General features: G+C 70.8%; 20 protein-coding genes, 4 tRNA genes and 1 other RNA gene. 12 read left to right on the top strand and 13 right to left on the bottom strand.

The window, feature by feature from the left end; translation table 11 throughout:
- Nucleotides 1-8: 8 nt before the first annotated feature.
- Genes PH203_RS18735 through PH203_RS18725 form a run of 3 tightly spaced genes read right to left on the bottom strand, consistent with a single transcriptional unit; the run spans nucleotide 9 to nucleotide 1,607 of the window.
- Nucleotides 9-524, bottom strand: coding sequence for a GNAT family N-acetyltransferase (locus tag PH203_RS18735; protein WP_289921237.1), 516 nt, complete (start codon nucleotides 522-524; stop codon nucleotides 9-11).
- Complete coding sequence (locus PH203_RS18730; protein ID WP_289921236.1) at nucleotides 511-747, bottom strand: DUF397 domain-containing protein; 237 nt, start codon at nucleotides 745-747, stop codon at nucleotides 511-513. The genes PH203_RS18735 and PH203_RS18730 overlap by 14 nt, the downstream gene beginning before the upstream one ends.
- Complete coding sequence (locus PH203_RS18725; protein WP_289921235.1) at nucleotides 744-1,607, bottom strand: helix-turn-helix transcriptional regulator; 864 nt, start codon at nucleotides 1,605-1,607, stop codon at nucleotides 744-746. The genes PH203_RS18730 and PH203_RS18725 overlap by 4 nt, the downstream gene beginning before the upstream one ends.
- A 246-nt stretch (nucleotides 1,608-1,853) precedes the next feature.
- Here PH203_RS18725 and PH203_RS18720 point away from each other — a divergent pair, with 246 nt between their 5' ends.
- Both PH203_RS18720 and PH203_RS18715 read left to right on the top strand, forming a co-directional pair.
- Complete coding sequence (locus PH203_RS18720) at nucleotides 1,854-2,117, top strand: hypothetical protein (RefSeq protein WP_289921234.1); 264 nt, start codon at nucleotides 1,854-1,856, stop codon at nucleotides 2,115-2,117.
- A 249-nt stretch (nucleotides 2,118-2,366) separates the two neighbouring features.
- Nucleotides 2,367-2,951, top strand: a complete 585-nt coding sequence (locus PH203_RS18715; protein WP_289921233.1) for a Uma2 family endonuclease — start codon at nucleotides 2,367-2,369, stop codon at nucleotides 2,949-2,951.
- A 52-nt stretch (nucleotides 2,952-3,003) separates the two neighbouring features.
- On the opposite strand, the gene purL is transcribed toward PH203_RS18715, so the two are convergent.
- The 3 genes from purL to purS are packed head-to-tail and all read right to left on the bottom strand — an operon-like array spanning nucleotide 3,004 to nucleotide 6,199.
- Nucleotides 3,004-5,262, bottom strand: a complete 2,259-nt coding sequence (gene purL / locus PH203_RS18710; RefSeq protein WP_289921232.1) for a phosphoribosylformylglycinamidine synthase subunit PurL — start codon at nucleotides 5,260-5,262, stop codon at nucleotides 3,004-3,006.
- Nucleotides 5,259-5,939: a phosphoribosylformylglycinamidine synthase subunit PurQ gene (purQ, locus tag PH203_RS18705; RefSeq protein WP_289921231.1), complete on the bottom strand. Its 681-nt coding sequence runs from the start codon at nucleotides 5,937-5,939 to the stop codon at nucleotides 5,259-5,261. The genes purL and purQ overlap by 4 nt, the downstream gene beginning before the upstream one ends.
- The gene (gene purS, locus PH203_RS18700) at nucleotides 5,936-6,199 is read right to left on the bottom strand and encodes a phosphoribosylformylglycinamidine synthase subunit PurS (protein WP_015659417.1); all 264 of its coding nucleotides are present in this window, start codon (nucleotides 6,197-6,199) and stop codon (nucleotides 5,936-5,938) included. Before purS ends, purQ begins: the two co-directional genes overlap by 4 nt.
- Nucleotides 6,200-6,490: 291 nt before the next feature.
- On the opposite strand from purS, the gene PH203_RS18695 reads away from it, so the two are divergent.
- From PH203_RS18695 to PH203_RS18660, 8 genes are all read left to right on the top strand, one after another.
- Nucleotides 6,491-6,808 (top strand): Lsr2 family protein, encoded by a 318-nt coding sequence (locus tag PH203_RS18695; protein ID WP_289921314.1) that lies wholly within the window; start codon nucleotides 6,491-6,493, stop codon nucleotides 6,806-6,808.
- A gap of 134 nt (nucleotides 6,809-6,942) precedes the next feature.
- Nucleotides 6,943-7,014: transfer RNA gene (locus tag PH203_RS18690), tRNA-Gly, on the top strand.
- An 80-nt stretch (nucleotides 7,015-7,094) separates the two neighbouring features.
- Nucleotides 7,095-7,167 (top strand) — tRNA-Gly (locus PH203_RS18685).
- 144 nt (nucleotides 7,168-7,311) lie between these two features.
- Nucleotides 7,312-8,238, top strand: a complete 927-nt coding sequence (locus PH203_RS18680) for an ABC transporter ATP-binding protein (protein ID WP_289921230.1) — start codon at nucleotides 7,312-7,314, stop codon at nucleotides 8,236-8,238.
- On the top strand, nucleotides 8,235-9,011 hold the full coding sequence (locus PH203_RS18675; protein ID WP_289921229.1) for an ABC transporter permease: 777 nt from the start codon (nucleotides 8,235-8,237) through the stop codon (nucleotides 9,009-9,011). Before PH203_RS18680 ends, PH203_RS18675 begins: the two co-directional genes overlap by 4 nt.
- Nucleotides 9,012-9,025: 14 nt before the next feature.
- Entirely contained in the window at nucleotides 9,026-10,375 is a 1,350-nt protein-coding gene (locus PH203_RS18670; protein ID WP_289921313.1) for a histidine kinase, read from the top strand.
- Complete coding sequence (locus PH203_RS18665; RefSeq protein WP_289921228.1) at nucleotides 10,372-10,980, top strand: response regulator transcription factor; 609 nt, start codon at nucleotides 10,372-10,374, stop codon at nucleotides 10,978-10,980. The genes PH203_RS18670 and PH203_RS18665 overlap by 4 nt, the downstream gene beginning before the upstream one ends.
- A 22-nt stretch (nucleotides 10,981-11,002) precedes the next feature.
- A tRNA-Gly gene (locus PH203_RS18660) sits at nucleotides 11,003-11,075 on the top strand.
- 53 nt (nucleotides 11,076-11,128) lie between these two features.
- Here the strand turns inward: PH203_RS18660 and PH203_RS18655 are convergent.
- The 6 genes from PH203_RS18655 to ffs form a co-directional block, all read right to left on the bottom strand.
- Nucleotides 11,129-12,028, bottom strand: a complete 900-nt coding sequence (locus tag PH203_RS18655) for a phosphoribosylaminoimidazolesuccinocarboxamide synthase (protein WP_289921227.1) — start codon at nucleotides 12,026-12,028, stop codon at nucleotides 11,129-11,131.
- 92 nt (nucleotides 12,029-12,120) lie between these two features.
- Nucleotides 12,121-13,623 (bottom strand): N,N-dimethylformamidase beta subunit family domain-containing protein, encoded by a 1,503-nt coding sequence (locus tag PH203_RS18650; protein WP_289921226.1) that lies wholly within the window; start codon nucleotides 13,621-13,623, stop codon nucleotides 12,121-12,123.
- Nucleotides 13,624-13,895: 272 nt separating this feature from the next.
- Nucleotides 13,896-15,863: a hypothetical protein gene (locus tag PH203_RS18645; protein ID WP_289921225.1), complete on the bottom strand. Its 1,968-nt coding sequence runs from the start codon at nucleotides 15,861-15,863 to the stop codon at nucleotides 13,896-13,898.
- 427 nt (nucleotides 15,864-16,290) lie between these two features.
- Nucleotides 16,291-17,544 carry a phosphoribosylamine--glycine ligase gene (gene purD / locus PH203_RS18640; protein ID WP_289921224.1) on the bottom strand — a complete coding sequence of 418 codons (1,254 nt, stop codon included), beginning with the start codon at nucleotides 17,542-17,544 and terminating at the stop codon, nucleotides 16,291-16,293.
- A 173-nt stretch (nucleotides 17,545-17,717) separates the two neighbouring features.
- The gene (locus PH203_RS18635; RefSeq protein ID WP_289921222.1) at nucleotides 17,718-20,252 is read right to left on the bottom strand and encodes a DNA polymerase III subunit gamma and tau; all 2,535 of its coding nucleotides are present in this window, start codon (nucleotides 20,250-20,252) and stop codon (nucleotides 17,718-17,720) included.
- A 60-nt stretch (nucleotides 20,253-20,312) separates the two neighbouring features.
- Nucleotides 20,313-20,411, bottom strand: an RNA gene (gene ffs, locus PH203_RS18630) — signal recognition particle sRNA small type.
- A gap of 72 nt (nucleotides 20,412-20,483) precedes the next feature.
- Between ffs and PH203_RS18625 the strand changes: the two genes are divergently transcribed.
- Nucleotides 20,484-20,571, top strand: a tRNA-Ser gene (locus PH203_RS18625).
- A gap of 130 nt (nucleotides 20,572-20,701) precedes the next feature.
- Complete coding sequence (locus tag PH203_RS18620; protein ID WP_289921221.1) at nucleotides 20,702-23,128, top strand: helicase-associated domain-containing protein; 2,427 nt, start codon at nucleotides 20,702-20,704, stop codon at nucleotides 23,126-23,128.
- A gap of 28 nt (nucleotides 23,129-23,156) precedes the next feature.
- Here PH203_RS18620 and PH203_RS18615 read toward each other — a convergent pair whose 3' ends face one another.
- The gene (locus PH203_RS18615) at nucleotides 23,157-23,660 is read right to left on the bottom strand and encodes a nucleoside deaminase (RefSeq protein ID WP_289921220.1); all 504 of its coding nucleotides are present in this window, start codon (nucleotides 23,658-23,660) and stop codon (nucleotides 23,157-23,159) included.
- Nucleotides 23,661-23,789 lie beyond the last annotated feature (129 nt).

Below are 23,789 nucleotides of genomic sequence, written 5' to 3'. Positions count from 1 at the left end.
GGGTGAGCCTATGACTTCGGCGGGTCGGAACGCGGGTCGATCATCCAGTGGTTGCTGTGGATGATCCGGCCGGCGAAGTCCACGTCGGTCTCGCCGAGGAGGCGGAAGCCGAGAGCCGCGCAGATGCCGTTCGAGGCGGCGTTGCCCGTCGCCGGGAAGGCGTGGATCTCGCCCCAGCGGCCGTCTTCCCCGGCCCTTTCGAGGAGGATGCGGGTGGCGAGCTTGCCGATGCCTCGGCCCTGGAACTCGGGGAGGACCATCCAGCCGATCTCGGAGAACGGTTTCTCGTCCTGGTCGTGCGACCAGACGCACACGCTGCCCGCGACGACCTCCGGTCTGCCCGGATCAGGGACGATCATCTTGATCCAGGAGGTGTCGGCGGCGGCCTCCTCGGCGTCCCGGCGGACCTTGTCCTCGATGTCGTCGCGGGGTACCGGTCCGCCGAGTTCCTTCATCATCACGGGGTCACAGCGCATGCGGACATAGGCGTCCACGTCGTCCGGGGTGACGTTACGCAGACGCACCGGTGCCTCGTTGCCGTACGTGGTCCACGAACGCGGCGAAGGACTGCGGGGGGAGGGCGAGGGCGGGGCCGTGGGGGAGTTTGGAGTCGCGGACGGCGATGAGGGGGTGGGTGGGGGTGAGGTTGGCTATCTCGACGCAGCTGCTGCCGTCGTCACCGCTGTAGGTGGACTTGAACCACGTCTCTTCTGCGGCTAGTTCGAGGGCCTTGGGGTGAGTACTCATGACTGTTCCAGGTCTTGTGCTAGTCGGTGCAGGAAGCCCGGCGTTTCGCGAGCCGGGGCGGCTTCAGCGCGCATGGCATCGAACCTGCGCGAGTACTTCCAGATCTCCGTGTCCTTGTCCGCGACGCTCACACCGTCCTGTACGTCCACGCTCACCACCTTCGGCAGCGGCGGCTCGAACTCCATCAGGATGAAGTTGTCCCGCGCACGGTAGACCGGTTGGGACATCGGAAGGATCTGTACGGTCACATGGTCCAGAGCGGCCAACCCAGCCAAGCGCTCGTACTGTTCACGCATGGCGTCGTAGCCGCCCACAACACGCCGCACTGCGGCCTCGTCGAGGATCGCGTGGACCTCGACCGGACGGTCGCTTCGGGTGATGGCCTCCTGGCGTCTCATGCGGATCTCGATGTTCCGTTCAACGAACTCCGTAGTGCGCTCGTCGACCGGCTTGGCGACTTCGAACTGCGCACGGGCGTACGCCTCGGTCTGGAACAGCCCGAAGATCACGTCCGGTTGGTAGACACGGAGGATCTTGGCGTCGCCCTCCAGGCCCACGCTCATACCGAAGCCCGACGGCATGAGACTCCGGTACGGCGACCACCAACCCCGTTGCAGAGAGTTCTTGTGGACCTCCAGCAGGAACTCCACGTCCTCGGGGTTCGTGAGCCCGTACCGGTCCAGCAGCTCCTTGAGGTCCTGGACCTTGGGCAGGCCGGTGAGTCCGTTTTCTACGCGATAGAGCTTCGACTCCGTGAAGCCGAGCCCTTTCACGGCCTGTGCCAGCGTCAGACCATGTCCATCGCCGTCCTCCCGAGGAGCGTTCTGGCGTAGTCGGCGCAGCTCCTGGCCCAGCTGCATACGACGGATGGTCGGTCCCGTCTTCGTCGCCACTCCTGCCCGCCCCTTCTGCGGTCATGCCCGCCAACAGTATGCCGATGCCCGGCAGTTGACTCCCCGTGCCCTGTAGATCACGGCTCGTGCCCCGAGTGTGACACCGCATGCCTGTGTTGCGCAGGCCTATGCCACCCTTCCGGCAATTGCCAGTTCTCGTGGAATTTTTACGTTCTATTGCGACAGGGCTGGATCAAGCGCGAACGTGAACCCATGACCAGCCAAAACAGCCCCCGCCCCCGCACCGACGCCCCCTTCCTCATCGGCGACCGAGTCCGCGGCACCACCTACGTCCCGCCCGACCCCCACCGCCGCGAACACCCGGAACCCTTCGAGGGAGTCGTCGTCCAGGTCGGCTCCGGCTACGCCGGTGTGGATGCCGAGCGCGCCTTCCTCTGGGTCCGGCTCGACGACCACACCGAGCGCCAAGCGCTGGTCTCGGACACCGAGTTGGTGCGGGAGGCGAGCCGCAAGTGATCCCGCTCCTCAGCTGCGCCGCCGGCCTGCTTGCATCGCTCGCCCTCCTCTTACTGCTCAGGCCGGACGCCGTACCGCCTCCGCCGGACCCGGTCGCGCCCGAACCGGAGCAGGACGTGGCCTACATGCCGTTCGGCATGGGTGGCCCGTGGCCGTACATCATCTGCGGCAGGTCCAGGCGGCGCACATGACGGGGCAGCGGGCCAGGGTCGATCACCCGTGCAGGGAATCGACGACGAACGGTGCAACATGACGGCTATGGCCGAGCACATGCCTCAGATGTCGGTGCAGGAGTTCGAAACGATCGCCTTCGCCGCTCCAGAGACCGTCACGCTGGAGTTCATCGACGGACGGATCGGAGTCAAGAAGGCTGCGGACGGGAACCACAGCACCATCGTGTCCTGGCTGGCCCGACCCTGTATGCAGGCCAGGCCCGATCTGGACCTGTACCACGGCCGAGGGCTCCAGGTGGAGGCGCATCGAGAGGGCAGGGCAAAACCCGACGCCGTGCTCGCGCCCGAGGCTCACTTCGCAGGACATGGTGAGTGGTCCGACCCGGACGGCACGCTCATGGTCGTAGAGGTCACCTTGTACGACTCAGACACCGACCGCAGGGACCGGCACGAGAAGCCGACCGCGTACGGCCAGGCCGGAATCCCCCTGTACGTCTTGATCGACCGGGACTCCTCCACGGTCACCGTGCACGGCAACACGGATCGACAGGTCGGCGGCTACCGCGACATCCACACCGCGAAGTTCGGCGAGAAGGTACTCCTCCCCGACCCGATCGGCATCGAGCTCGACACGGAGATCCTCAAGAACTACGTGCGGTAGACGAAAAGGTCCCGTCCGTGAGTCGGACGGGACCTTCATGTCGTACGAGGGACTACGCCAGCAGCGCCGGGATCGTCCCCTCGTGCGCCTTGCGCAGCTCCTCCAGGGGCAGCTCGAACTCGCCCTGGAGCTCTACCGTCTCGCCGTCCACGACACCGATGCGGGTGACCGGGAGACCCCTGGCGCCGCACATGTCGTTGAAGCGGACCTCCTCGGAGCGCGGTACGGCGACGACCGCGCGGCCCGCCGACTCCGAGAACAGGAAGGTGAAGGCGTCGAGCCCGTCCGGTACGACCAGACGCGCGCCCTTGCCGCCGAGCAGCGCCGACTCCACGACCGCCTGGATCAGACCGCCGTCGGAGAGGTCGTGCGCGGAGTCGATCATGCCGTCGCGGGAGGCCGAGATGAGGATCTCCGCGAGGAGGCGCTCACGCTCCAGGTCCACCTTCGGGGGGAGGCCGCCCAGGTGGTCGTGGACCACCTGCGACCAGGCCGAGCCGCCGAACTCCTCAGCCGTGTCGCCGAGGAGGTAGAGCAGCTGGCCCTCCTCCTGGAAGGCGACCGGGGTGCGGCGGGCGACATCGTCGATGACGCCCAGCACGGCCACGACCGGGGTCGGGTGGATGGCCGCCTCGCCCGTCTGGTTGTAGAGCGAGACGTTGCCGCCGGTCACCGGCGTGCCCAACTGCTGGCAGGCATCCGCCAGTCCACGGATGGCCTCCGCGAACTGCCACATCACCGCCGGGTCTTCGGGCGAGCCGAAGTTCAGGCAGTCCGACACCGCGAGCGGCTTGGCGCCCGTCGTGGCGACATTGCGGTACGCCTCCGACAGGGCCAACTGGGCACCCGCGTACGGGTCCAGCTTCGCGTAACGGCCGTTGCCGTCCGTCGCGATGGCGACGCCGAGGCCGGTCTCCTCGTCGATGCGGATCATGCCGGAGTCCTCCGGCTGGGCCAGCACCGTGTTGCCCTGCACGAAGTGGTCGTACTGGGACGTGATCCACTTCTTGGAGGCCTGGTTGGGGGACGACACCAGCTTCAGGACCTGGTCCCGGAGTTCCGCCGAAGTCGTCGGCCGGGGCAGCCGGTTGGCGTCGTCCGCCTGGAGCTCGTCCTGCCAGGACGGGCGGGCGTACGGGCGCTCGTAGACCGGGCCGTCGTGCGCGACCGTGCGCGGGTCGACGTCGACGATCTTGCCGCCGTGCCAGAAGATTTCGAGGCGGTCGCCGTCGGTGACCTCACCGATGACGGTGGCGATGACGTCCCACTTGTCGCAGATCTCCAGGAACCGGTCCACCTTCTCCGGCTCCACGACCGCGCACATGCGTTCCTGCGACTCGCTCATGAGGATCTCCTCGGGCGAGAGCGTGGAGTCGCGCAGCGGTACGTCGTCCAGGGTGACCCGCATACCGCCGGAGCCGTTGGAGGCCAGCTCGGACGTGGCGCAGGACAGGCCCGCCGCACCGAGGTCCTGGATGCCGACGACCAGCTTCTCCTTGAAGGCCTCCAGGGTGCACTCGATGAGGAGCTTCTCCTGGAAGGGGTCGCCGACCTGGACCGCCGGGCGCTTCGAGGGCTTGGCGTCGTCGAAGGTCTCGGAGGCGAGGATGGAGGCGCCGCCGATGCCGTCGCCGCCGGTGCGGGCCCCGTACAGGATGACCTTGTTGCCCGCGCCGGACGCCTTCGCGAGGTGGATGTCCTCGTGCCGCATGACGCCGATGGCACCGGCGTTGACCAGCGGGTTGCCCTGGTAGCAGGAGTCGAAGACGACCTCGCCGCCGATGTTGGGCAGGCCCAGGCAGTTGCCGTAGCCGCCGATGCCGGCGACGACACCGGGGAGTACTCGCTTGGTGTCCGGGTGGTCGGCCGCACCGAAGCGCAGCGGGTCGACCACGGCCACCGGCCGCGCGCCCATCGCGATGATGTCGCGGACGATGCCGCCGACACCCGTGGCCGCGCCCTGGTAGGGCTCGACGTAGGAGGGGTGGTTGTGCGACTCGACCTTGAAGGTGACCGCGTAGCCCTGACCGACGTCCACCACGCCCGCGTTCTCGCCGATGCCGACGAGCAGCGCATCGCTCTGCGGGGCCTTCTCACCGAACTGGCGGAGGTGGACCTTGGAGGACTTGTACGAGCAGTGCTCGGACCACATGACGGAGTACATGGCCAGCTCCGCGCCCGTGGGGCGGCGGCCGAGGATCTCGACGACCCGCTCGTACTCGTCCTTCTTCAGGCCGAGTTCGGCCCAGGGCAGCTCGACGTCGGGGGTCGCGGCCGCGTGCTCGACCGTGTCCAGAGGCGTCCGGCTCATGCGTTGACCAGCTTCTTGAGGATCGAGGTGAAGAAGGGGAGGCCGTCGGTGCGGCCCGAGCCGATGAGCGGCTCGACGGCGTGCTCCGGGTGCGGCATGAGGCCCACGACGTTGCCGGCCTCGTTGGTGATGCCCGCGATGTCGTTGAGCGAGCCATTGGGGTTGAAGTCCAGGTACCGGAACGCGACCCGGCCCTCGGCCTCCAGCTTGTCCAGCGTGTACTGGTCGGCCACGTACCGGCCGTCCATGTTCTTCAGCGGGATGTGGATCTCCTGGCCGGCGGTGTAGTCGGCCGTCCAGGCGGTGTCCGCGTTCTCCACCCGCAGCTTCTGGTCGCGGCAGATGAAGTGCAGGTGGTCGTTGCCGAGCATCCCGCCGGGGAGCAGGTGGGCCTCGGTGAGGATCTGGAAGCCGTTGCAGATACCGAGGACCGGGAGGCCGGCCTTCGCCTGCTCGATGACCGTCTCCATCACGGGCGAGAAGCGGGAGATGGCGCCGGCCCGCAGATAGTCGCCGTAGGAGAAACCACCGGGGAGAACGACCGCGTCGACCTGGTGGAGGTCCTTGTCCTTGTGCCAGAGGGCGACCGGTTCGGCGCCCGCGAGGCGGATCGCGCGCTGGGTGTCCCGGTCGTCGAGGCTGCCGGGGAAAGTGACGACGCCAATACGAGCGGTCACTTCGCGGCCTCCGCGACTTCCTCCACCTTGACGGTGAAGTCCTCGATCACGGTGTTGGCGAGGAAGGATTCCGCAAGATCGTGGATGCGGGCGAGCGCGGCCTCGTCGACCGGTCCGTCAACTTCCAGTTCGAATCGCTTTCCCTGACGTACGTCCGAGATGCCTTCGAAACCCAGGCGCGGCAGTGCGCGCTGCACCGCCTGGCCCTGGGGGTCGAGGATCTCCGGCTTGAGCATGACGTCGACTACGACGCGTGCCACTGGCACTCCCGGTGTGTGGTGCTGAGCAAGGTTCCTGCGGGTTCCTCCAACAGGTGTCTTCAGACTACCCGCACAAAATTTCTACGCGCGTTGACTTGTAGGAAGCTACGTGAGGGCCGTCACGATCCGGTATCGACGGCCGCGTTCACGAAAATTTCCGGGAAAGATCCCCGATCGACACCCGAAACCTATTGCGTTCGGACACGCGGAAGGATTTAGTCGGGCTTCCCATTGCATTGTCGGGCACTGTACAAATGAATTGGCAAGTGCCGTATGAAGGGACCGATATTCGTGGCGCAGAAGGTCGTGGTCACTCTCTTTGACGACATCGACGGCTCGGAAGCGGCGGAAACGATCGCCTTCGGACTCGACGGCAAGTCGTACGAGATCGACCTGAATCAAGCGAATGCCAAGCAACTGCGTAAGGCGCTCGCGCCGTACGTGGAGGCCGGCCGGAAGCGGTCGAGGTCCGGCAAGGCGTACAAGCAGACCGAGGTCGCCCCCGACCCGGCTGCGGTCCGGGCCTGGGCCCAGGCGAACAAGATGGACGTCCCGGCGCGCGGCCGGATCCCCAAGAAGGTCTACGAGGCGTTCGCCGCGGCGCAGTGACGGCTCACCGGGCGTGCTCAGGGTCCGTCAGCGGGCCCTGAGGACAACCGACTTGCATTGCCCCCCACCTGGTCGGCTAGAGTCTGGAGCACGCCGAGGGGCGGGGACGGAAAAGCCCAGCCCACGGAGTACATGCGGGTGTAGTTCAGTAGCAGAACATCCCCCTTCCAGGGGGAAGGCGCAGTGTGCAATTCCTGTCACCCGCTCTGCATCGCCGGTCTGGTCCCCCTTGTGGATCAGGTAGGATGGTGCTCGCGCCGATCGGTGAGAGCCGGTCGGAGGCAATGCGAACGTAGCTCAGTTGGTAGAGCGCAACCTTGCCAAGGTTGAGGTCGCGAGTTCGAACCTCGTCGTTCGCTCTTGAATCAAGCCCCCCGGCTTCCACCGGGGGGCTTTTTCGTGCATGGTCGTGCGTACGGGACGGGCGCGCCCCTGACATTTGTCATGCCGAGTGATGACAGCGCGCACTGCTTCCGGGACCCGGGCGCCGAGAAGCTTGTTCCATGAACACGAACGTGATTGAGGTCACCGACCTGCGACGCGTCTACGGGGGCGGGTTCGAAGCGGTCCGCGGGATCACCTTCTCCGTGGCCCGGGGCGAGGTCTTCGCGCTGCTCGGCACCAACGGGGCCGGCAAGACATCGACGGTGGAGCTGCTCGAAGGGCTCGCACGACCGGCCGGGGGCCGGGTGCGGGTGCTCGGGCACGATCCCTACGAGGAGCGGGCCGTCGTACGGCCGCGGACCGGGGTGATGCTGCAGGAGGGCGGGTTTCCGTCCGAGCTGACCGTCGCCGAGACCGCGCGGATGTGGGCGGGCTGCGTCAGCGGGGCGCGGCCGCCGCTGGAGGCGCTGGAGCTCGTCGGGCTCGCGAGGCGGGTCGACGTACGGGTGAAGCAGTTGTCCGGGGGTGAGCGGCGGCGGCTGGATCTCGCGCTCGCGCTGCTGGGGCGGCCCGAGGTGCTGTTCCTGGACGAACCGACCACCGGGCTGGACGCGGAAGGGCGCCGGGACACCTGGGAGCTGGTGCGGGCGCTGCGGGACGGCGGTACGACCGTGCTGCTGACCACGCACTATCTGGAAGAGGCCGAGGGGCTCGCCGACCGGCTGGCGATTCTGCACGAGGGGCGGATCGCGGTGACCGGGACACCGGCCGAGGTGACGGCGGGGCAGCCCTCGCGGATCTCCTTCGAGCTGCCCGAGGGCTATTTCGTGGGGGACCTGCCGCCGCTCGGGGAGCTGGGGGTGCTGGGCCACGAGATGGACGGCCGGGTCGTACGGCTGCGGACCCGGGAACTGCAGCGGGCGGCCACGGGGGTCCTGGTGTGGGCCGAGCGGGCCGGGGTGGAGCTGCGTCGGCTCGATGTGCGGTCGGCGTCGCTGGAAGAGGCGTTCCTGGGGATCGCGGCGGCCGAGGAGGTCACGGCATGAGCATCGTCACCACCACACCGGCCGGACGGCTGAGCGCGCTGGCGCGGGCCGAGTTCACCCTGCTCGGGCGCAGCAAGGCCACGCTCCTCACGGCCGTCCTGGTGCCGCTCGTGCTGCCGTTCAGCCTGCGGTCCGTCGTGGACGACATGGACGTCGAGGACGCCGGGCTCGACATGGGACTGGTGCTGCTGCCGGCCGGGATCGGGTTCTCGCTGCTGTTCGGCGTCTACGGAGCCCTGGTCGGGATCTACACCGCCCGGCGCGAGGAACTGGTGCTCAAGCGGCTGCGCACCGGGGAGCTGCGGGACGTCGAGATCCTCGTCGGCACCGCGCTGCCGATCGGTGCGACCGGGCTCGCGCAGTCGCTGGTGCTGGTCGCCGGGAGCACCGCCCTGCTGGACATGGCCGCCCCGAAGGCGCCTTATCTCGCCGTCCTCGGCCTGCTGCTGGGGCTCGTGATGTGCGCGGCGCTGGCGGCCCTGACGACGGCCGTGACCCGGACCATGGAGAGCGCGCAGGTCACGACGCTGCCGTTCGTGCTGATCTCGATGATCTTCTCCGGGGTCGCCGTGCCCCTGGAGGTGCTGCCCGACCGGTTCGCATCCGTGTGCGAGCTGCTGCCGCTGTCCCCGGTGATCACTCTGGTGCGCGGCGGCTGGACCGGCAGTCTGTCGGTGTACGAGGCGCTGGGTGCCCTCGCCATCGCGCTGGCCTGGACCGTGTCGGCGGTGTTTGCTGTAGGACGGTGGTTCCGGTGGGAGCCGAGGCGCTGACGTACGGGGAGAGCATGCGCGAGCCGGGGGGCTGGTGGCAGCGGAAGAGCACGCCGGCCAAGGTGGAGACGTATACGCGGTGGTCGTTCCACTTCTTCGCGGTGATCGAGGTGGTGTCGCTCGGGCTGCCGATCCTGGGCGGGATACCGGGCTGGCTCGCCGGCCTGCTGCTGGTGCTGGTGGTCGGGCACGCCGTGGCCTGTGCCGTGACCGCGTCCCGGGCGCTGGACTGGACCCGGGGCCGGCGTGAGCAGCCCGTCCACACGCTGTGGACACTCGGTGCGGTCACCGCGGCCGTCTCCGTGACGGCGATCGTGATCGCGGAGCACGGGCCGGGCGGGGACGCCGTCGACAGTGCCACTGGCGGGATCTTCTCGGTCGTCCTGATCTTCGGCGCCGGAGTGTTCGCGATGGGCGTACGCGACCGGCGGCGCGTGTACGGGCTCGTCGCGGGGTTCGCCGTCGGCTCGGGGGTCGTCGCCTTCCCGCTGGGACTGCCCGGCGCCGCCACCCTGCTGACGATGCTGGCCGTGCTGCTCGGGGCCGGGTTCCTCGCCTTCACCTCCGCCTTCTCCGTCTGGCTGCTCAACGCCGTCTACGAACTCGACGAGGCCCGCGAGACCCGGGCCCGGCTCGCCGTCGCCGAGGAGCGGCTGCGGTTCGGACGGGACCTGCACGACGTCATGGGGCGCAACCTCGCCGTGATCGCGCTCAAGAGCGAGCTGGCCGTCCAGCTGACGCGACGGGGACGGCCCGAGGCCGAGGAGCAGATGGTCGAGGTGCAGCGGATCGCGCGGGAGTCCCAGCGCGAGGTGCGGGACGTCGTACGCGGCTATCGGGAAGCCGACCTCGGGGTGGAACTCGCCGGTGCGCAAGGGGTGTTGCAGGCGGCCGGGATCCACTGCACCTTCGCGGCGGACGGGGAGGCGACGGCCGGACTTGCGGCGGACGTGCAGTCGGCGCTCGCGTGGGTCGTCCGCGAGGCGACGACGAACGTCCTGCGGCACGGGGATGCGGGATGGTGTGTGGTGAGTGTGCGGGTGAGTGACGGGCGGGTGGTGCTCAGCGTGGAGAACGACGGGGTGGGAGCGGGGGCGGGCTCGCGGGGTGGTGGGCCGGGGGGCGGGGGCTCCAGGGCTGAAGGCTTTGGGGTTGAGGGTTCTGGGGCTGAGGGTTCTGGGGCTGAGGGTTCTGGGGCTGAGGGTTTTGGGGTCGGGGGTTTTGGGGTCGGGGGATCGGGGCTGGTCGGGTTGCGGGAGCGGCTCGCCGCGGTGGAGGGGACGTTGGAGGCCGGGCCGGTGGGTGAGGGTGTGTTTCGAGTGGTGGCCTCAGTGCCGTTGCGTGTGAGAGAGGTCACGGGATGACCGTGCGGCTGCTGCTGGCCGACGACGAACATCTGATCCGGGGCGCCCTGGCGGCGCTGCTCGCGCTGGAGGACGACCTGGTGATCGTCGCCGAGGCGGCGTCGGGTCCCGAGGCGCTGGCGATGGCGAGGGCACACGCTCCCGATGTCGCCGTACTGGATCTTCAGATGCCCGGTGCGGACGGTGTGAAGGTCGCCACATCCCTACGGACCGAACTGCCCGGCTGCAGAGTGCTGATCGTGACCAGTCATGGGCGGCCCGGGCATCTCAAGCGAGCCCTTGAGGCGGGTGTGCGGGGGTTCGTCCCGAAGACGGTGAGCGCGCAGCGGCTCGCGGAGATCATCCGTACCGTGCATGCCGGACAGCGGTACGTGGACCCGGAGTTGGCGGCCGACGCGATCTCCGCCGGCGACTCGCCGCTGACCTCGCGCGAGGCCGAGGTGCTGGAACTGGCCGCCGACGGGGCGCCCGTCGCGGAGATCGCGGAACGGGCCGCGCTGTCACAGGGGACCGTGCGGAACTATCTGTCGTCTGCCGTCTCGAAGCTCGGGGCCGAGAACCGTCATGCGGCGGTGCGGCTCGCCCGGCAGCGAGGTTGGGTATAGTGGTTCTCGCGCCACGGCGCATGCGAACGTAGCTCAGTTGGTAGAGCGCAACCTTGCCAAGGTTGAGGTCGCGAGTTCGAACCTCGTCGTTCGCTCTTGATGAAGGCCCCGGTCCAGTGGACCGGGGCCTTTCTCGTGGCGCCGGGGGTCAGCTCCAGGTCGTGCCGGTCAGGCGCTCGTACGCCTCGATGTACTTGGCGCGGGTCCGGTCCACGACCTCCTGCGGCAGCGGCGGCGGGGGCTGCTCGCTCTTGCGGTCCCAGCCGGACTCCGCCGAGGTCAGCCAGTCGCGCACGAACTGCTTGTCGTACGACGGCTGCGCGCGCCCCGGCTCCCACTGGTCGGCCGGCCAGAAGCGGGAGGAGTCCGGGGTGAGGATCTCGTCCGCGAGGACCAGCGTGTCGCCCTCGAAGCCGAACTCGAACTTGGTGTCCGCGAGGATGATCCCGCGGTCCCGGGCGATGTCCCGGCCCCGCGAGTACACGGCGAGGGTCGCCTGGCGCAGCCGGGCGGCGGTGTCGGCGCCGACCTGGCGGGCGACCTCCTCGTACGACACGTTCTCGTCGTGCTCGCCGACCTCGGCCTTGGTGGCCGGGGTGAAGATCGGGGCGGGGAGCTCACTGCCGTCGACCAGGCCCTCGGGGAGGGCGAGGCCGCAGACCGTGCGGGACTCGTTGTACTCGACCAGGCCCGAGCCGGTGAGGTAGCCGCGGGCCACCGCCTCCACCGGGACCATCTGGAGCGACTTGCAGACGAGGGTGCGGCCGGCCCAGTCAGCGGGAGCGCCTTCGGGCAGGTCGGTGCTCAGGACGTGGTTGGGGATCAGATCGGCGATCTGGTCGAACCACCACAGGGACAACTGGGTGAGAACCCGGCCCTTGTCGGGGATCTCGGACGGCAGCACCCAGTCGTACGCGGAGATGCGGTCGCTGGCGACCATCACGAGGTCGCCCGCCTCGTTCTGGTACAGCTCACGCACCTTGCCGGTGTGGAGGTGCACCAAGCCCGGAACCTGGATCGGCTCGGGCTTTTCTACGAATCCGGACACGGTTCCTCCCCGTGGTTCTGTCCAACTGGCTCGATTGTCCCGTATGAGGTGGCCGGTCCTGGACAGGGGGTCGATGGGGTGGGTGGGTGGTGTCAGTCGCGCTTGCAGATGTGGTCCAGCAGGTTCGCCGTGGCGCGCTGGATCCGGGGGTCTACATGGCCGGGGCGGTCCAGGGACGGGGACCACGCGAAGGTGCCGGACGCGAAGACCAGGGCGCCGGAGGGGGCACGGTAGAGGGAGGTCTCCTGGTGGCGGAGGGTGCCCTCGGTGTCGGCGTACGGGGAGTGCGCGAGCAGGATGCGGTCCTCGTGCTCGGGAAGGGCGGTGCGGGGGAAGTAGCGGTCGGCCTCGCCCGCGACCAGGCCCTCGATCTCGTCGCCCTCGTGGGCGCCCGTGGCCTCCCAGAGCCAGTGGTCGGCGTTGCGGACGACCAGGGGGGACGGGTCGGGGACGCGGCCCGCGTACTGGATGCCGACCAACTGCTGTTCCGGGCGGTCGATTTCGCGCCAGAGGACCGGGCGGCCCGGGCCCCGGCGTTTGCGGCAGGTCAGGAGGCGGTCGGGGACTCCTGAGGGGGACGGGCCCAACTCCACCTGCCAGTACATGGTGTTGGCGGAGAGGAAGACGAGGGACGTGCCGTGGTCCCGGGCGCGCTCCACCGTGCGGCGCATGTTCGCCGACCAGTACTCGTCATGGCCGGGGAAGACCAGGCCGCGGTAGCGGGTGGGGTCGACTCGGCCGGAGTGCAGGTCGCGGGCGTCGGCGTAGGCCAGGTCGTAGCCGTAGCGCTCGGCGAAGCGGATGAAGTCGTAGGCGTGGCCCACGTGGAGGGGGAGGCCGGCGCCGGCGTACGGGCGGTCGAACGAGACGGTCGTGGCGGCGTCGGACTCCCCCAGGAGACGGCCGTTCTCGTCCCAGGCGTGGTACAGGCTTGCGCCGGTGCGGCCGTCCTCCGGGTAGAGGTTGTACGCCTGCCATGTCACGTCCGGCAGGAGGAGCAGCAGGTCCGCCGGGTGGTCGTGGCGGACGGTGAAGGGGACGTGGGAGCGGTAGCCGTCGGCGGTGGTGAGTACGGCGACATAGGCCCCGATGCTCCAGTACGACGGGATCTGCAGGCGCCAGCTCAGCCACCAGTGGTGACAGGAGACCGTGCGGTCCGCGGTGAGGGGCGGGGGCTGGACGATGCCGGAGAGGCGGGGGCTGGTGGTGATCTTCGCGGCGCCGTCGCCGCCGTAGTGGCCGATGCGGTAGACGTCGACGCTGAATTCCTGGGGCGGGTCGACCGTGATGTGGAAGTCGACGGCCTCGCCGGGGGCGGCCGCACCGGTGGAGGTGAAGCCCTTGATCTGGCGGCGGACGTCGTCTGCGGCGCGGGGGCCTCCGGCGGTTGAGCGGGGGGTGGGGATTCGGGGGGTTTCGCGGCCCGGGCGGGGAGGTTGTTGGGTGCCGTCCACGTACCAGGGGACTACGTGGCCCGTGTCGTCGAAGTACGTCTCGTCGCCGCGGAGCCAGGGGACGGGGCCCTGGCCGAAGGGGTCCGTCACCGCGTGCGCCAGCGCGCCTGATTCCCAACGGCGGATCTGCTCCGATGCCATGGCTGCTCCCCTCCCTCGTGCCCCCGTGTGTTCGTGCGTGAGTTTGTGCCTGAGTTCGTGCCTGAGTTCGTGCGTGCGCTGCTGTGACGGCTGTCTTATGTCGTAAGCCCTTGCCATGTGCTCGATCGGTCCCAGCACATCACATTACGCACGCAGGCTGTCACTATTCGTTGCGAATTGGCCGAAAGTGGAACAGGGTCTTCCGGTACGGGAGTTGTGCCGGGTGTTTGCTCCGGGGCCGGCGCTGGCGCCGGCGCTGCTGGGGGTCTGGCTCAGACGAGGCGGACCGGCTTCTCCGGGCGTATTCCGGATTCCAGCAGCCAGGTGCGCAGGGGGGCGGGGTCGCCGTCCTCGATGAGGCTGAGGACTCGCGGGGTGAGGTCGGCCGCGCGTTCGCCGTCGATGAGGAGGATCGGGCCGTCGAGCCAGTCGAGGCCGGGGGTGGCGCCGGCGGTGTCCATCGCGGCGCAGCAGACCATCGCCGTGACGTGGTCGGTGAGGAGTTCGCGGGCTGTGCGGGGGGCCTGTGGGGGGAAGAGAGGGAGTTCGCCTTCGTCCCAGAAGGTGGTGTCGGGGGTCTGGGTCTTGGGGGCGGCGGCCTCTTCTCGGGCCAGTTCCGCGGTGAGGGCTGCGGCGAGGGTGGCGGTGCGTTCGTTGTCGACGTCGGGTTCCGCGTCGGCGTCGGCGTCGGTCTCGTCCTCGGCTTCGCCTTCGGACGTTGTGTTCCCACCCGCACCACCCGTGCGGGTTTCGTGGCCAGGTGCGGGTGACCCCTGCGGGGCGGACTCGCCATTGGCGGCTGCGGGAGCGTTCGGGGCTGGCGGCGGCCCGGAAGCCCCCGCGCCTGCCGTTGCAGATGTCGGCTCGGAGTCCGTCGGCGGTGCCGGGCTGGGCTCGGGGTGGGGGGTCTGGTCCGGGTCTTCGTTGGGGGCCGGGTGCCTTCCCGTGTCCTGAAGGGGGTCGGGGGCGGTGTGGCTCGGAGTCGACAGGTGGGTCAGGACTCTTGCCAGGGTTGGGCCGTCTGTTTCCGGGGTGCGGCGGACGCCCTGGGCGTCGAGGACTCGGTGGAGGCGGGCCGCGTCCAGGCGCCACTTTCGGTCGACGACCTCGTCGGGGTATTCCTGCCAGTCGACCGGGGACCAGTCGGGGCCGGATTCCGCGGGGCCGCCGTGGAAGAGGCGGGCGGCCAGCAGGGAGGTGGCCTCGTCTATCGCGCCGGGTTCTTCCAGGAGGTCGCAGGCCGGGCGTTCGCCCAGGCGGGAGGCGAAGCCCTCGGCCAGGCGGTCGCGGCGGGAGAGTTCCGTCAGGGCGGCCACCACTCCCGCGTCCAGGCGGGACGGCCAGCGGCCCATCCGCCAGGCCGGGAGGGCGACGCGGGTGAGGAGGCGGTCCCAGCCCGCGTAAGCCAGGCCCACCTGTTCCTGGGCGACGATCCGCAGGCCGTAGTCCACGGCCTGGGCACGCTCGGCCGCCGCCGCGGCGACCCCTCGCTCCATCTGGGCCGCGTGTTCACGGCAGCTGTGCAGAAGGAGGCGGGCCACCCAGCCGACGCCGGCGCAGACGACCCGGGTCATCGGGCAGCGGCCGGAGGCCGAGGCCACGGCCACCGCGGCGTCCAGGCCTCGGACGAAACGGCGGGCCGCGGCTATGTCGGGGTGCGCCGAGGGGCCCGTACCGGCGACGACCGGGGCGAGGACCGCGCGGAGTTCGCCGACGCGCATCCACCACAGGAACGGGGAGCCGATGACCAGGACGGGCGCGGCGGCGGTGCGGCGCGGGCCGCGTACGCCCGTGAGCTCGTCGCGGTCCTGCTGCGGGGGCGGGCCGTGGGCCGGATGGGTGCGGTCCTCCAGCCAGCTGTCGCAGTCCGGGGTGAGCGCTATCGCGGAGGGGGCGGGGACGTCGAGGCGGTCGGCCAGGTCGCGCACCATGCGGTAGAGGTCGGGCGCCGATTCCTCGGCGATCGGGACCGTCGGGCTCATGGCCGGGCGGGCGCGGGCCACGACCAGGGCGATGGCGGCGGCGGCGAGCAGGACCAGGACGGCCAGCGGAGTGACGGCCCAGCGGGCGGCGTGCCAGCCGGGACCCACGAGATGGCCGGTGGAACCGCCCGCGAGCAGCACCACGGCGACGGCCGCGGGCAGCAGCGCGACGGCCAGCGCCCGGCTGCGGATGCGCAGCACGGCGAGCGCCCGGGAGCGGGCGGCCTGTGCGCCCATCTCTCCACCCATGCCGGTCACGACCGGATGCCACCCCCTCCCTGCTGTCCTGGCTGTCTGCCTGTCCTGGCGTTGCTCACTCCCCCACTGTGGCACCCACCACTGACATCGCAATGCCGGTGGGCCAAGTGCCGGAACGCGCCGGAACGCTTGCGCCGCACCCTAGTTGGGGCCCTGGCCCCCGTCAGCCGTTAACGGCTGCGGTCACTCGATGGAATGGCTTTGGGGAAAGGTGGATGACGGACAGCGAAGATCAGGCCCTGGATCTTGACTCAAATTCAGCCCCCGTCCGGCACCGGATCCAGTCTTCCCCCGTCCCCGGGTGTCCAGTCCCGGGGACGGGTCAGTCCTTCCGGGGACGCGTCAGGCCCCGAATCCTGAGACGGATTCGGGGCCTGACGGGTTCACTCCGTCGGAGCGGTGTTCGGCGCCGGGCTGAGCCCGGTGGTCACGCTCCCGCCGCGGCCTTCGCCGCGATGTCCGTGCGGTGCTGGGAGCCGTCGAGGCCGATCCGGGCGACCGCCTGGTACGCACGGTCGCGGGCCTCGTTCAGGTCCTTGCCGGTCGCCGTGACGGACAGGACGCGGCCGCCGGCGCTGACCACGGCGTCGCCGTCGTGCTTGGTGCCCGCGTGCAGCACGTACGCGTGCGGGGCGTCCTGGGCGGCCACCGCGTCGAGGCCGGTGATCGGGTCGCCGGTGCGCGGGGTGCCGGGGTAGTTGTGCGAGGCGATGACGACGGTGACCGCGGCGTCGTCGCTCCAGCGCAGCGGCGGGAGGTCGGCGAGGTCGCCCTTGGCCGCGGCCAGCAGGAGGCTGGAGAGGGGGGTCTTCAGGCGGGCCAGGACGACCTGGGTCTCGGGATCGCCGAAGCGGGCGTTGAACTCGATGACCCGTACCCCGCGTGACGTGATCGCGAGACCGGCGTAGAGCAGGCCGGAGAAGGGGGTGCCGCGGCGGCGCATCTCGTCGACGGTCGGCTGGAGGACGGTCGCCAGGACCTCCTCGACCAGCTTCGGGTCGGCCCACGGCAGCGGGGAGTACGCGCCCATGCCGCCGGTGTTCGGACCCTCGTCGCCGTCCAGGGCGCGCTTGAAGTCCTGGGCGGGCTGGAGCGGGACGACGGTCTCGCCGTCCGTGACCGCGAAGAGGGAGACCTCGGGGCCGTCGAGGAACTCCTCGATGACGACGCGCTCGCACGCGTTGGCGTGCGCCCTGGCCGCCTCGAGGTCGGGCGTGACGACGACGCCCTTGCCGGCGGCGAGCCCGTCGTCCTTGACGACGTAGGGGGCGCCGAAGGCGTCGAGGGCCTCGTCGACCTCCTCGGCGGTCGTGCAGACGTAGGACCGCGCGGTGGGGACCCCGGCCCCCGCCATCACGTCCTTCGCGAAGGCCTTGGAGCCCTCCAGCTGCGCGGCCTCCCCGGAGGGGCCGAAGACGGGAACACCGATCTCGCGTACGGCGTCGGCGACCCCGGCGACCAGGGGCGCCTCCGGACCCACGACCACGAGCTCGGCGCCGAGCTCGCCGGCCAGCGCGGCGACGGCCTTGCCGTCCAGGGCGTCGACCTGGTGCAGCTCGGCGACCTCGGCGATGCCGGCGTTGCCGGGGGCGCAGTACAGCGCGGTGACGTCGGGATCGAGGGACAGGGAGCGGCACAGGGCGTGTTCGCGGGCGCCGCTGCCGATGACGAGGACCTTCACGGGGTCAGCGTAACCGGCGAGGGGCTCGGGGAATTGTGCGGGTTGCTGAAGGCGGTGGGGGGTGGGTGTTGTGGGTTTCTCCTAATGAGCGGGGTGGGCGGCTGTTCAGTGGGGTTCCCGGCGGGCCTCGGCAGGTGTGCCGTGCATGCCCTCCGAGCAGCCCTGGCCTGCCCCTACTCGTTCGCGATCTCCTCCACCACCGTCGCCCCCAGCTCCCGCACGATCAGTTCGCGGCCGGAGAGGGCCGATTCGTTGAGGTCGGGGTCGTCGTCCTCGGGGATGTCGTCCTCAGGGGCGACCGGGGGTGGTTCGGGGGCGGACGGCTGGGGGGTGGGGACGGCCGCCGGGGGCGGTGACGCCGGGGCCGGTGCGGGGGCCGCCGCGGAGGTGGGTGCCGGGGCCGCCGGGCGCTGCTGGGTGGGGGCGCCGCCTCCGCCGTAACCGCCGGGGGCGCCGCCGCCGGCGTAACCGCCACCGCCGTTGAAGCCGGACATGCCGCCGCCGGTCTGCGGGGGTGCCGCGCCGCCGCCCGACGCGTCGACGATCGCCTCGATCTTCCACTGGACGCCGAACTGCTCGCCCAGCGCCTGCTTCAGGATGTCCTCGCTGCCGCTGCTCACGAAGTTGTCGCGCGCACCGGCGTTGACGAAGCCGAGCTGGAGGGTGGTGCCGTCGAAGCCGGCCACCTGGGCGTTCTGGCTGAGCAGGATCCAGGTGAAGCGGCGGCGGCTCTTGACGGCCTCCAGGATGTTCGGCCAGAGCATGCGGGGGTCGAGGCCGCCGGCCGGGGGTGCGTAGGAGGCGGCCGCGGCGGGGGGTGCCGCTGCCTGGGGCGCCTGGGTGGGGGGCGGGGTGGGTGTGGACGACGGGGCGGGGGCGCCGGGGGCGGCCGGGGGCTGTCCGCCGCCGGCCGGGGCCGCCGTGGGCCAGCCACCGGGGCGTCGGCCACCGCCGACGGGGGCCGCGGTGGGCCAGGCGCCGGGGGCGGAGGTGGTCGGGGCCGTGGGGGCCGGGGAGGCGGGCGGGGGGGTGGCGGCAGCTTGGGGCTGCTGCTGGGGCTGGGCTTCGCCGACCCCGCCTGCGGGGCTGGGGGGTGCGCCTGCGGGACCAGAGGGTGCGCCGGCCGGACCGGTGGCTTCGCCGGCATCGCCGGTCCCGGCCGGAGCCGGGGCCTGGCCCGGGGCGGCACCGTACGCTGCGGCGCCGCCCTGGCCGGGAGCGCCACCGTAGCCGGGGGCACCGGTCTGACCGGGGGTACCTGCCTGGCTGGGGGCACCGCCATAACCAGGAGCCCCGCCCTGCCCGGGGGCACCGCCGTACCCCGGAGCCGCGCCCTGGCCCGGAGTGGGGCCGTAACCCGTGCCGGTGCCCTGCGGTGTGCCTGTGCCCGCGCCGCTCGGTGCGCCCGATGCCCGTACCGCGGCGCGTGCTGCCGCGGCGCCGCCGCCCGCTGGGACCGGAGTCTGGGCCGGGGCCCCGGCCGCTCCTCCATGCATGTCGGGACCGGGGACATATCCCATCGCGGGTCCGGCCCCGCCGCCGGAGAAGTTCACGCCGCGCTCGAGGCGGTCGAGGCGGGCCATGACGGACCGCTCGTCGCCGTAGGCGGCCGGGAGCATCACGCGGGCGCAGATCAGCTCGAGCTGGAGGCGGGGGGAGGTGGCGCCCCGCATCTCGGTGAGGCCCGCGTTGACGAGGTCGGCGGCGCGGCTGAGTTCGGCGGGGCCGAAGGTGGCGGCCTGGGCCTGCATGCGCTCCAGGACGTCGGCGGGGGCGTCGATGAGGCCGGTCTCGGTGGCGTCCGGGACGGCGGCGAGGATCACGAGGTCGCGCAGACGCTCCAGGAGGTCGGCGACGAAGCGGCGCGGGTCGTTGCCGCCCTCGATGACCCGGTCGACGACCTCGAAGGCGGCGGCGCCGTCGCCGGTGGCGAAGGCCTCGACGACGGAGTCGAGGAGGGAGCCGTCGGTGTAGCCGAGGAGGGAGGTGGCCATGGCATACGTCACACCCTCCTCCCGCGCACCGGCGAGCAGCTGGTCCATGACGGACATGGAGTCACGCACGGAGCCCTGGCCCGCGCGCACGACGAGGGGGAGTACGCCCTCCTCGACCGGGATGTTCTCCTTGCCGCAGACCTCGCCGAGGTAGTCGCGCAGCGTCCCCGGCGGCACGAGCCGGAAGGGGTAGTGGTGGGTCCGGGACCGGATCGTCCCGATGACCTTCTCGGGCTCGGTCGTGGCGAAGATGAACTTGAGGTGCTCCGGGGGCTCCTCGACGACCTTCAGCAGCGCGTTGAAGCCCGCCGACGTGACCATGTGGGCCTCGTCGATGATGTAGATCTTGTAACGGCTGCCGGCGGGCCCGAAGAAGGCCTTCTCGCGCAGCTCACGGGCGTCGTCCACGCCACCGTGGGATGCGGCGTCGATCTCGATGACGTCGATGGATCCCGGCCCGTTCCTGGCCAGGTCACGGCAGGACTGGCACTCCCCGCACGGCGTCGGGGTGGGACCTTGCTCACAGTTCAGACAGCGGGCCAGGATGCGCGCGCTGGTCGTCTTGCCGCAGCCGCGCGGACCGCTGAACAGGTACGCGTGATTGACCCGGTTGTTCCGCAGCGCCTGCTGCAGCGGGTCGGTGACATGCTCCTGCCCGATGACCTCGGCGAACGACTCCGGGCGATAGCGGCGGTACAGCGCGAGAGACGACACGCATACGAGGTTATAGGCGCCCACTGACAACCAGCCCCACGCACGGGACCCCGGCCCGGAAACGCAAGCGCCCCCCACGCACCCGCCAGAGCCGACCTACCCTTGCTGCCTTCCGGCCCTGGGGGAGTTCAGTCAGATAGCGCCGCGTGAGGGGCTGCCCAAACAGTACCTGATGGCGGGGGCCGGGAACGAGTTCGCGAGCACTCCTCAACGTCTTGTATTGTTTGCGGCGGAGGATTCGCCTAGAGGCCTAGGGCGCACGCTTGGAAAGCGTGTTGGGGGCAACCCCTCACGAGTTCGAATCTCGTATCCTCCGCCAGTGCCTCACCGGGCACGATGTCGAAGGGCCCCACCGTTCGCGGTGGGGCCCTTCGACGTTCTCCGCCTCAGTTTCCGTCTCAGCCGGTACGGCATCCGCCGATCATGGAACTGCGCCATCCTTGACCTTCATGAAGTCCCGATCGACGCTTGCGACCTGGCTGAGCGGACTCGACCGTTCCCGTCTGGCACGCGTACTCGCGATGCGGAAGGACGCGGCCTCCTCTCCGGAACCACGCTCGGTGGGCGAACTGGCGGACCGTCTCCAGCGTCCGGGGTCCGTGGCACTCGTCCTGCCGCGGCTCACGCTGCCGTGCTTGCAGGCCGCCGAGGCACTGGCAGCCCTGGGAGCACGAGCGACCCGGGACAGCCTCGCGGAGTTGCTCGGCTCGGCATCACCTGCGGCGGTGCACGCGCTGGACGCGACCCTGGAGGAGCTGTCGGATCGGGCGCTCGTGTGGCACGACGGCAACGGGGCACTCCGTATGTCCACGCCCTTGCGCCAGGCATGGAGCACGCCCCTGGGGCTTGACGCCCCGCTGGAGGAGCTGCTGGCCGGCACCACCTCGGAGGAACTGCGCGGCATGCTGGTGGTCCTGGGTGTCAAGCCACCCGGCACCAAGCAGCAGCGGCTCGCGGCTCTGGTGGAGCACCACAGTGACGCGGAGCGGGTCGCCGCGCTGGTGGCGGGGGCACCGGCAGCGACACGGAAGTTGCTTGAGGAGAGTGCCGGGTCCACGCCGCGTCCGTCACCGTTCGCCGTGTTCGGGGTTCTGGGACTCGATCTCCAGCCGGGTGCCCGTTGGGCACTCGACCGTGGGCTTCTGCTCCAGGACCGTCACCGGTACGGGCCCGTCCGGATGCCGGTCGAAGTGGCCTTGGCTCTGCGGGGCCCCGATTGGCACGCTCCGTTCGAACCTCTGCCGCCTCTCCCACAGTTGGTGCCCGTCACCTCCTCGGAGGTGGAGCGGGAGGCCGCGGTGGCCGCCACCGCGTTCGCGGCCCAGGCCGCCTCCGTCCTGTCGGCGTGCGCGACCGCCCCGCCGGCCCGGCTGAAGTCGGGCGGGATCGGGGCGCGTGAACTGGCCCGGCTCGGCAAGGCCGCCCAGGCGGACGACGCCGTCGTACGCATCGCCCTGGAGACGGCGTACGCCGCTGGGCTGCTGGCCCGTGACGGTGATCGCGTGGCGCCCACCGGGGCCTACGACGCCTGGGCCGGGCAGGAGCCTGCGGAACAGCTCGCCGTACTGCTCCGGGCATGGCGGGACCTGCCGCTCACCCCCAGCCGGGCGCGCGACGAAGACGGCAAGGCGCTTCCCGCGCTCGCCGGTGCGCCGCCCTGCGGTGGCTGTCTGCAGGCCCGCCAGGGGCTGCTCACCGCGGCGGCGGGGCTCCCGGCAGGGCAGGGTGTGAAGGTCGCTTCGGAGCTGGGGCCGCTCGTGGCCTGGCACCGTCCGCTCGCCGACGATGCCTCGCCCGAGGACACGGCACCGTTCAGCGCCGTGATCCGCGAAGGCGAACTGCTGGGCGTGCTGGCACGGGGTGCGCTGTCACCGCTCGGTGTCCACCTGGCGGCCCACGCCGACGAAGAGCTCGACATCACCGCCCGGCGGCTGCTGCCCCCCGCGACCACGACCGCCCGGATCGGCGCCGACCTCACCGCCGTCGTCACCGGCACGCCGTCCGCGCGACTCTCCGCGCTGCTGGATTCGGTGGCCGACCGGGAGACCAGTGGCACGGCGTCGGTATGGCGCTTCAGTGCCGGCAGTGTCCGCCGGGCCCTGGACGCCGGCCGGACCCCGGACGACATCGCGGCCGACCTGGCCGACAGCTCCGCCACGGCCCTGCCGCAGCCGCTGACCTATCTCATCGCCGACACCGCGCGAGGTCATGGACGGGTGCGCATCGCCCCCGCGGCCTGCGTCATCCACGGCGACGAACCCGCGCTCCTGGCCGAACTCGCCGCCCACCGCGCACTGTCCAAGCTCGCCCTGCGGCAGCTCGCCCCGACGGTCCTGGTCAGCGGCAGCCCGCCCGCGACGACTCTCGCCGCGCTCCGCGCCGCGGGGTACGCCCCGGTCGCCGAGACCGCCGGGGGAACGGTGCGCATCGAGAAGCGCCTGCCGCAGAGGGCCGCCGCCGTCCCGTCCCCGCGAAGGGATGTCGGGCGGCGCGGGCCCCGGACCACCGCGACCCGCGCCTCGGACCTGCCCGCCGACACCGGGATGGACGCCTTGGCCGACCGCCTCCTCAAGGCCCCGCCGACGACGCCGGAACCCGACCCGTTCGGCACCGGCGTGCCTTTCGAGACGGACACCGAGGAGATCGTCGCCAGCTACGCGAAGCACCTGTCGTACAGCGATGTCCGCCAGGTCGCCCATGCCATCGACACCGGTGCGGCCATCACGGTCGAGTACGTCGCCACCTCGGGCAACCGGACCGTACGGACCCTCAGCGACCTGGAGCTCGACCCGCCCTACCTCGAAGCGTGGTGCCACTTGCGCGAGGCGGAACGCGTCTTCACTCCCTCCCGTATCCATGGCGTGATGCCCGCGTAGGGCACACCGACCCGGACTCGGCGCGTTCTCAGTAGTCGATGCGGTCCGACTTCGCCAGCCACGCGTCGAAGGGCGCCGTGCGGTTCGGCATCTCCACCCGCTCGATCGCCAGCGGCCACAGCTCGGCGGGACGCTTCTCGAACAGGTCGTAGAACTTGCGGTCGTCGAAACCGGCCACCGCGGCGTCGTCGCGGTCGGCGGCGAAGATGATCCGGTCGACGCGCGCCCACAGCGCGGAGGACAGGCACATCGGGCACGGCTCGCACGAGGTGACCAGGACGCAGCCTTCGAGGGAGAAGCTGCCCAGCTTCTGGCAGGCGGCGCGGATCGCGCTCACCTCGCCGTGTGCCGTCGGGTCGAGGTGCGACGTGACCTTGTTGTTCCCGATCGCCACGATCTCGCCGTCCTTGGCGATCAGCGCGCCGAACGGACCGCCGCCGTTCCTCACGCTCTCGGTGGCAAGGCCGATGGCCTCGTCCATCCAGGCGCGCTCGGTCTCCTGGACGCTCGCTTCTTGGGTGTACGCGGTCACGGTGGCTCCTTCTTCTGCGGGTCGCTCCCAGCGCAAGTAGACCCGTCGGGCCTCGTGGAGGGTCAGTCACCGAAACCATGAAGGAGTCGGCGGGCCGACCTGCCCTTCTCGTAGCTTCGTATGAAGGGC

The organism is Streptomyces sp. S.PB5 (genome assembly GCF_030403745.1).
Classification (GTDB): Bacteria; Actinomycetota; Actinomycetes; order Streptomycetales; family Streptomycetaceae; genus Streptomyces.
This window is presented reverse-complemented; position numbering and strand designations above follow the sequence as displayed.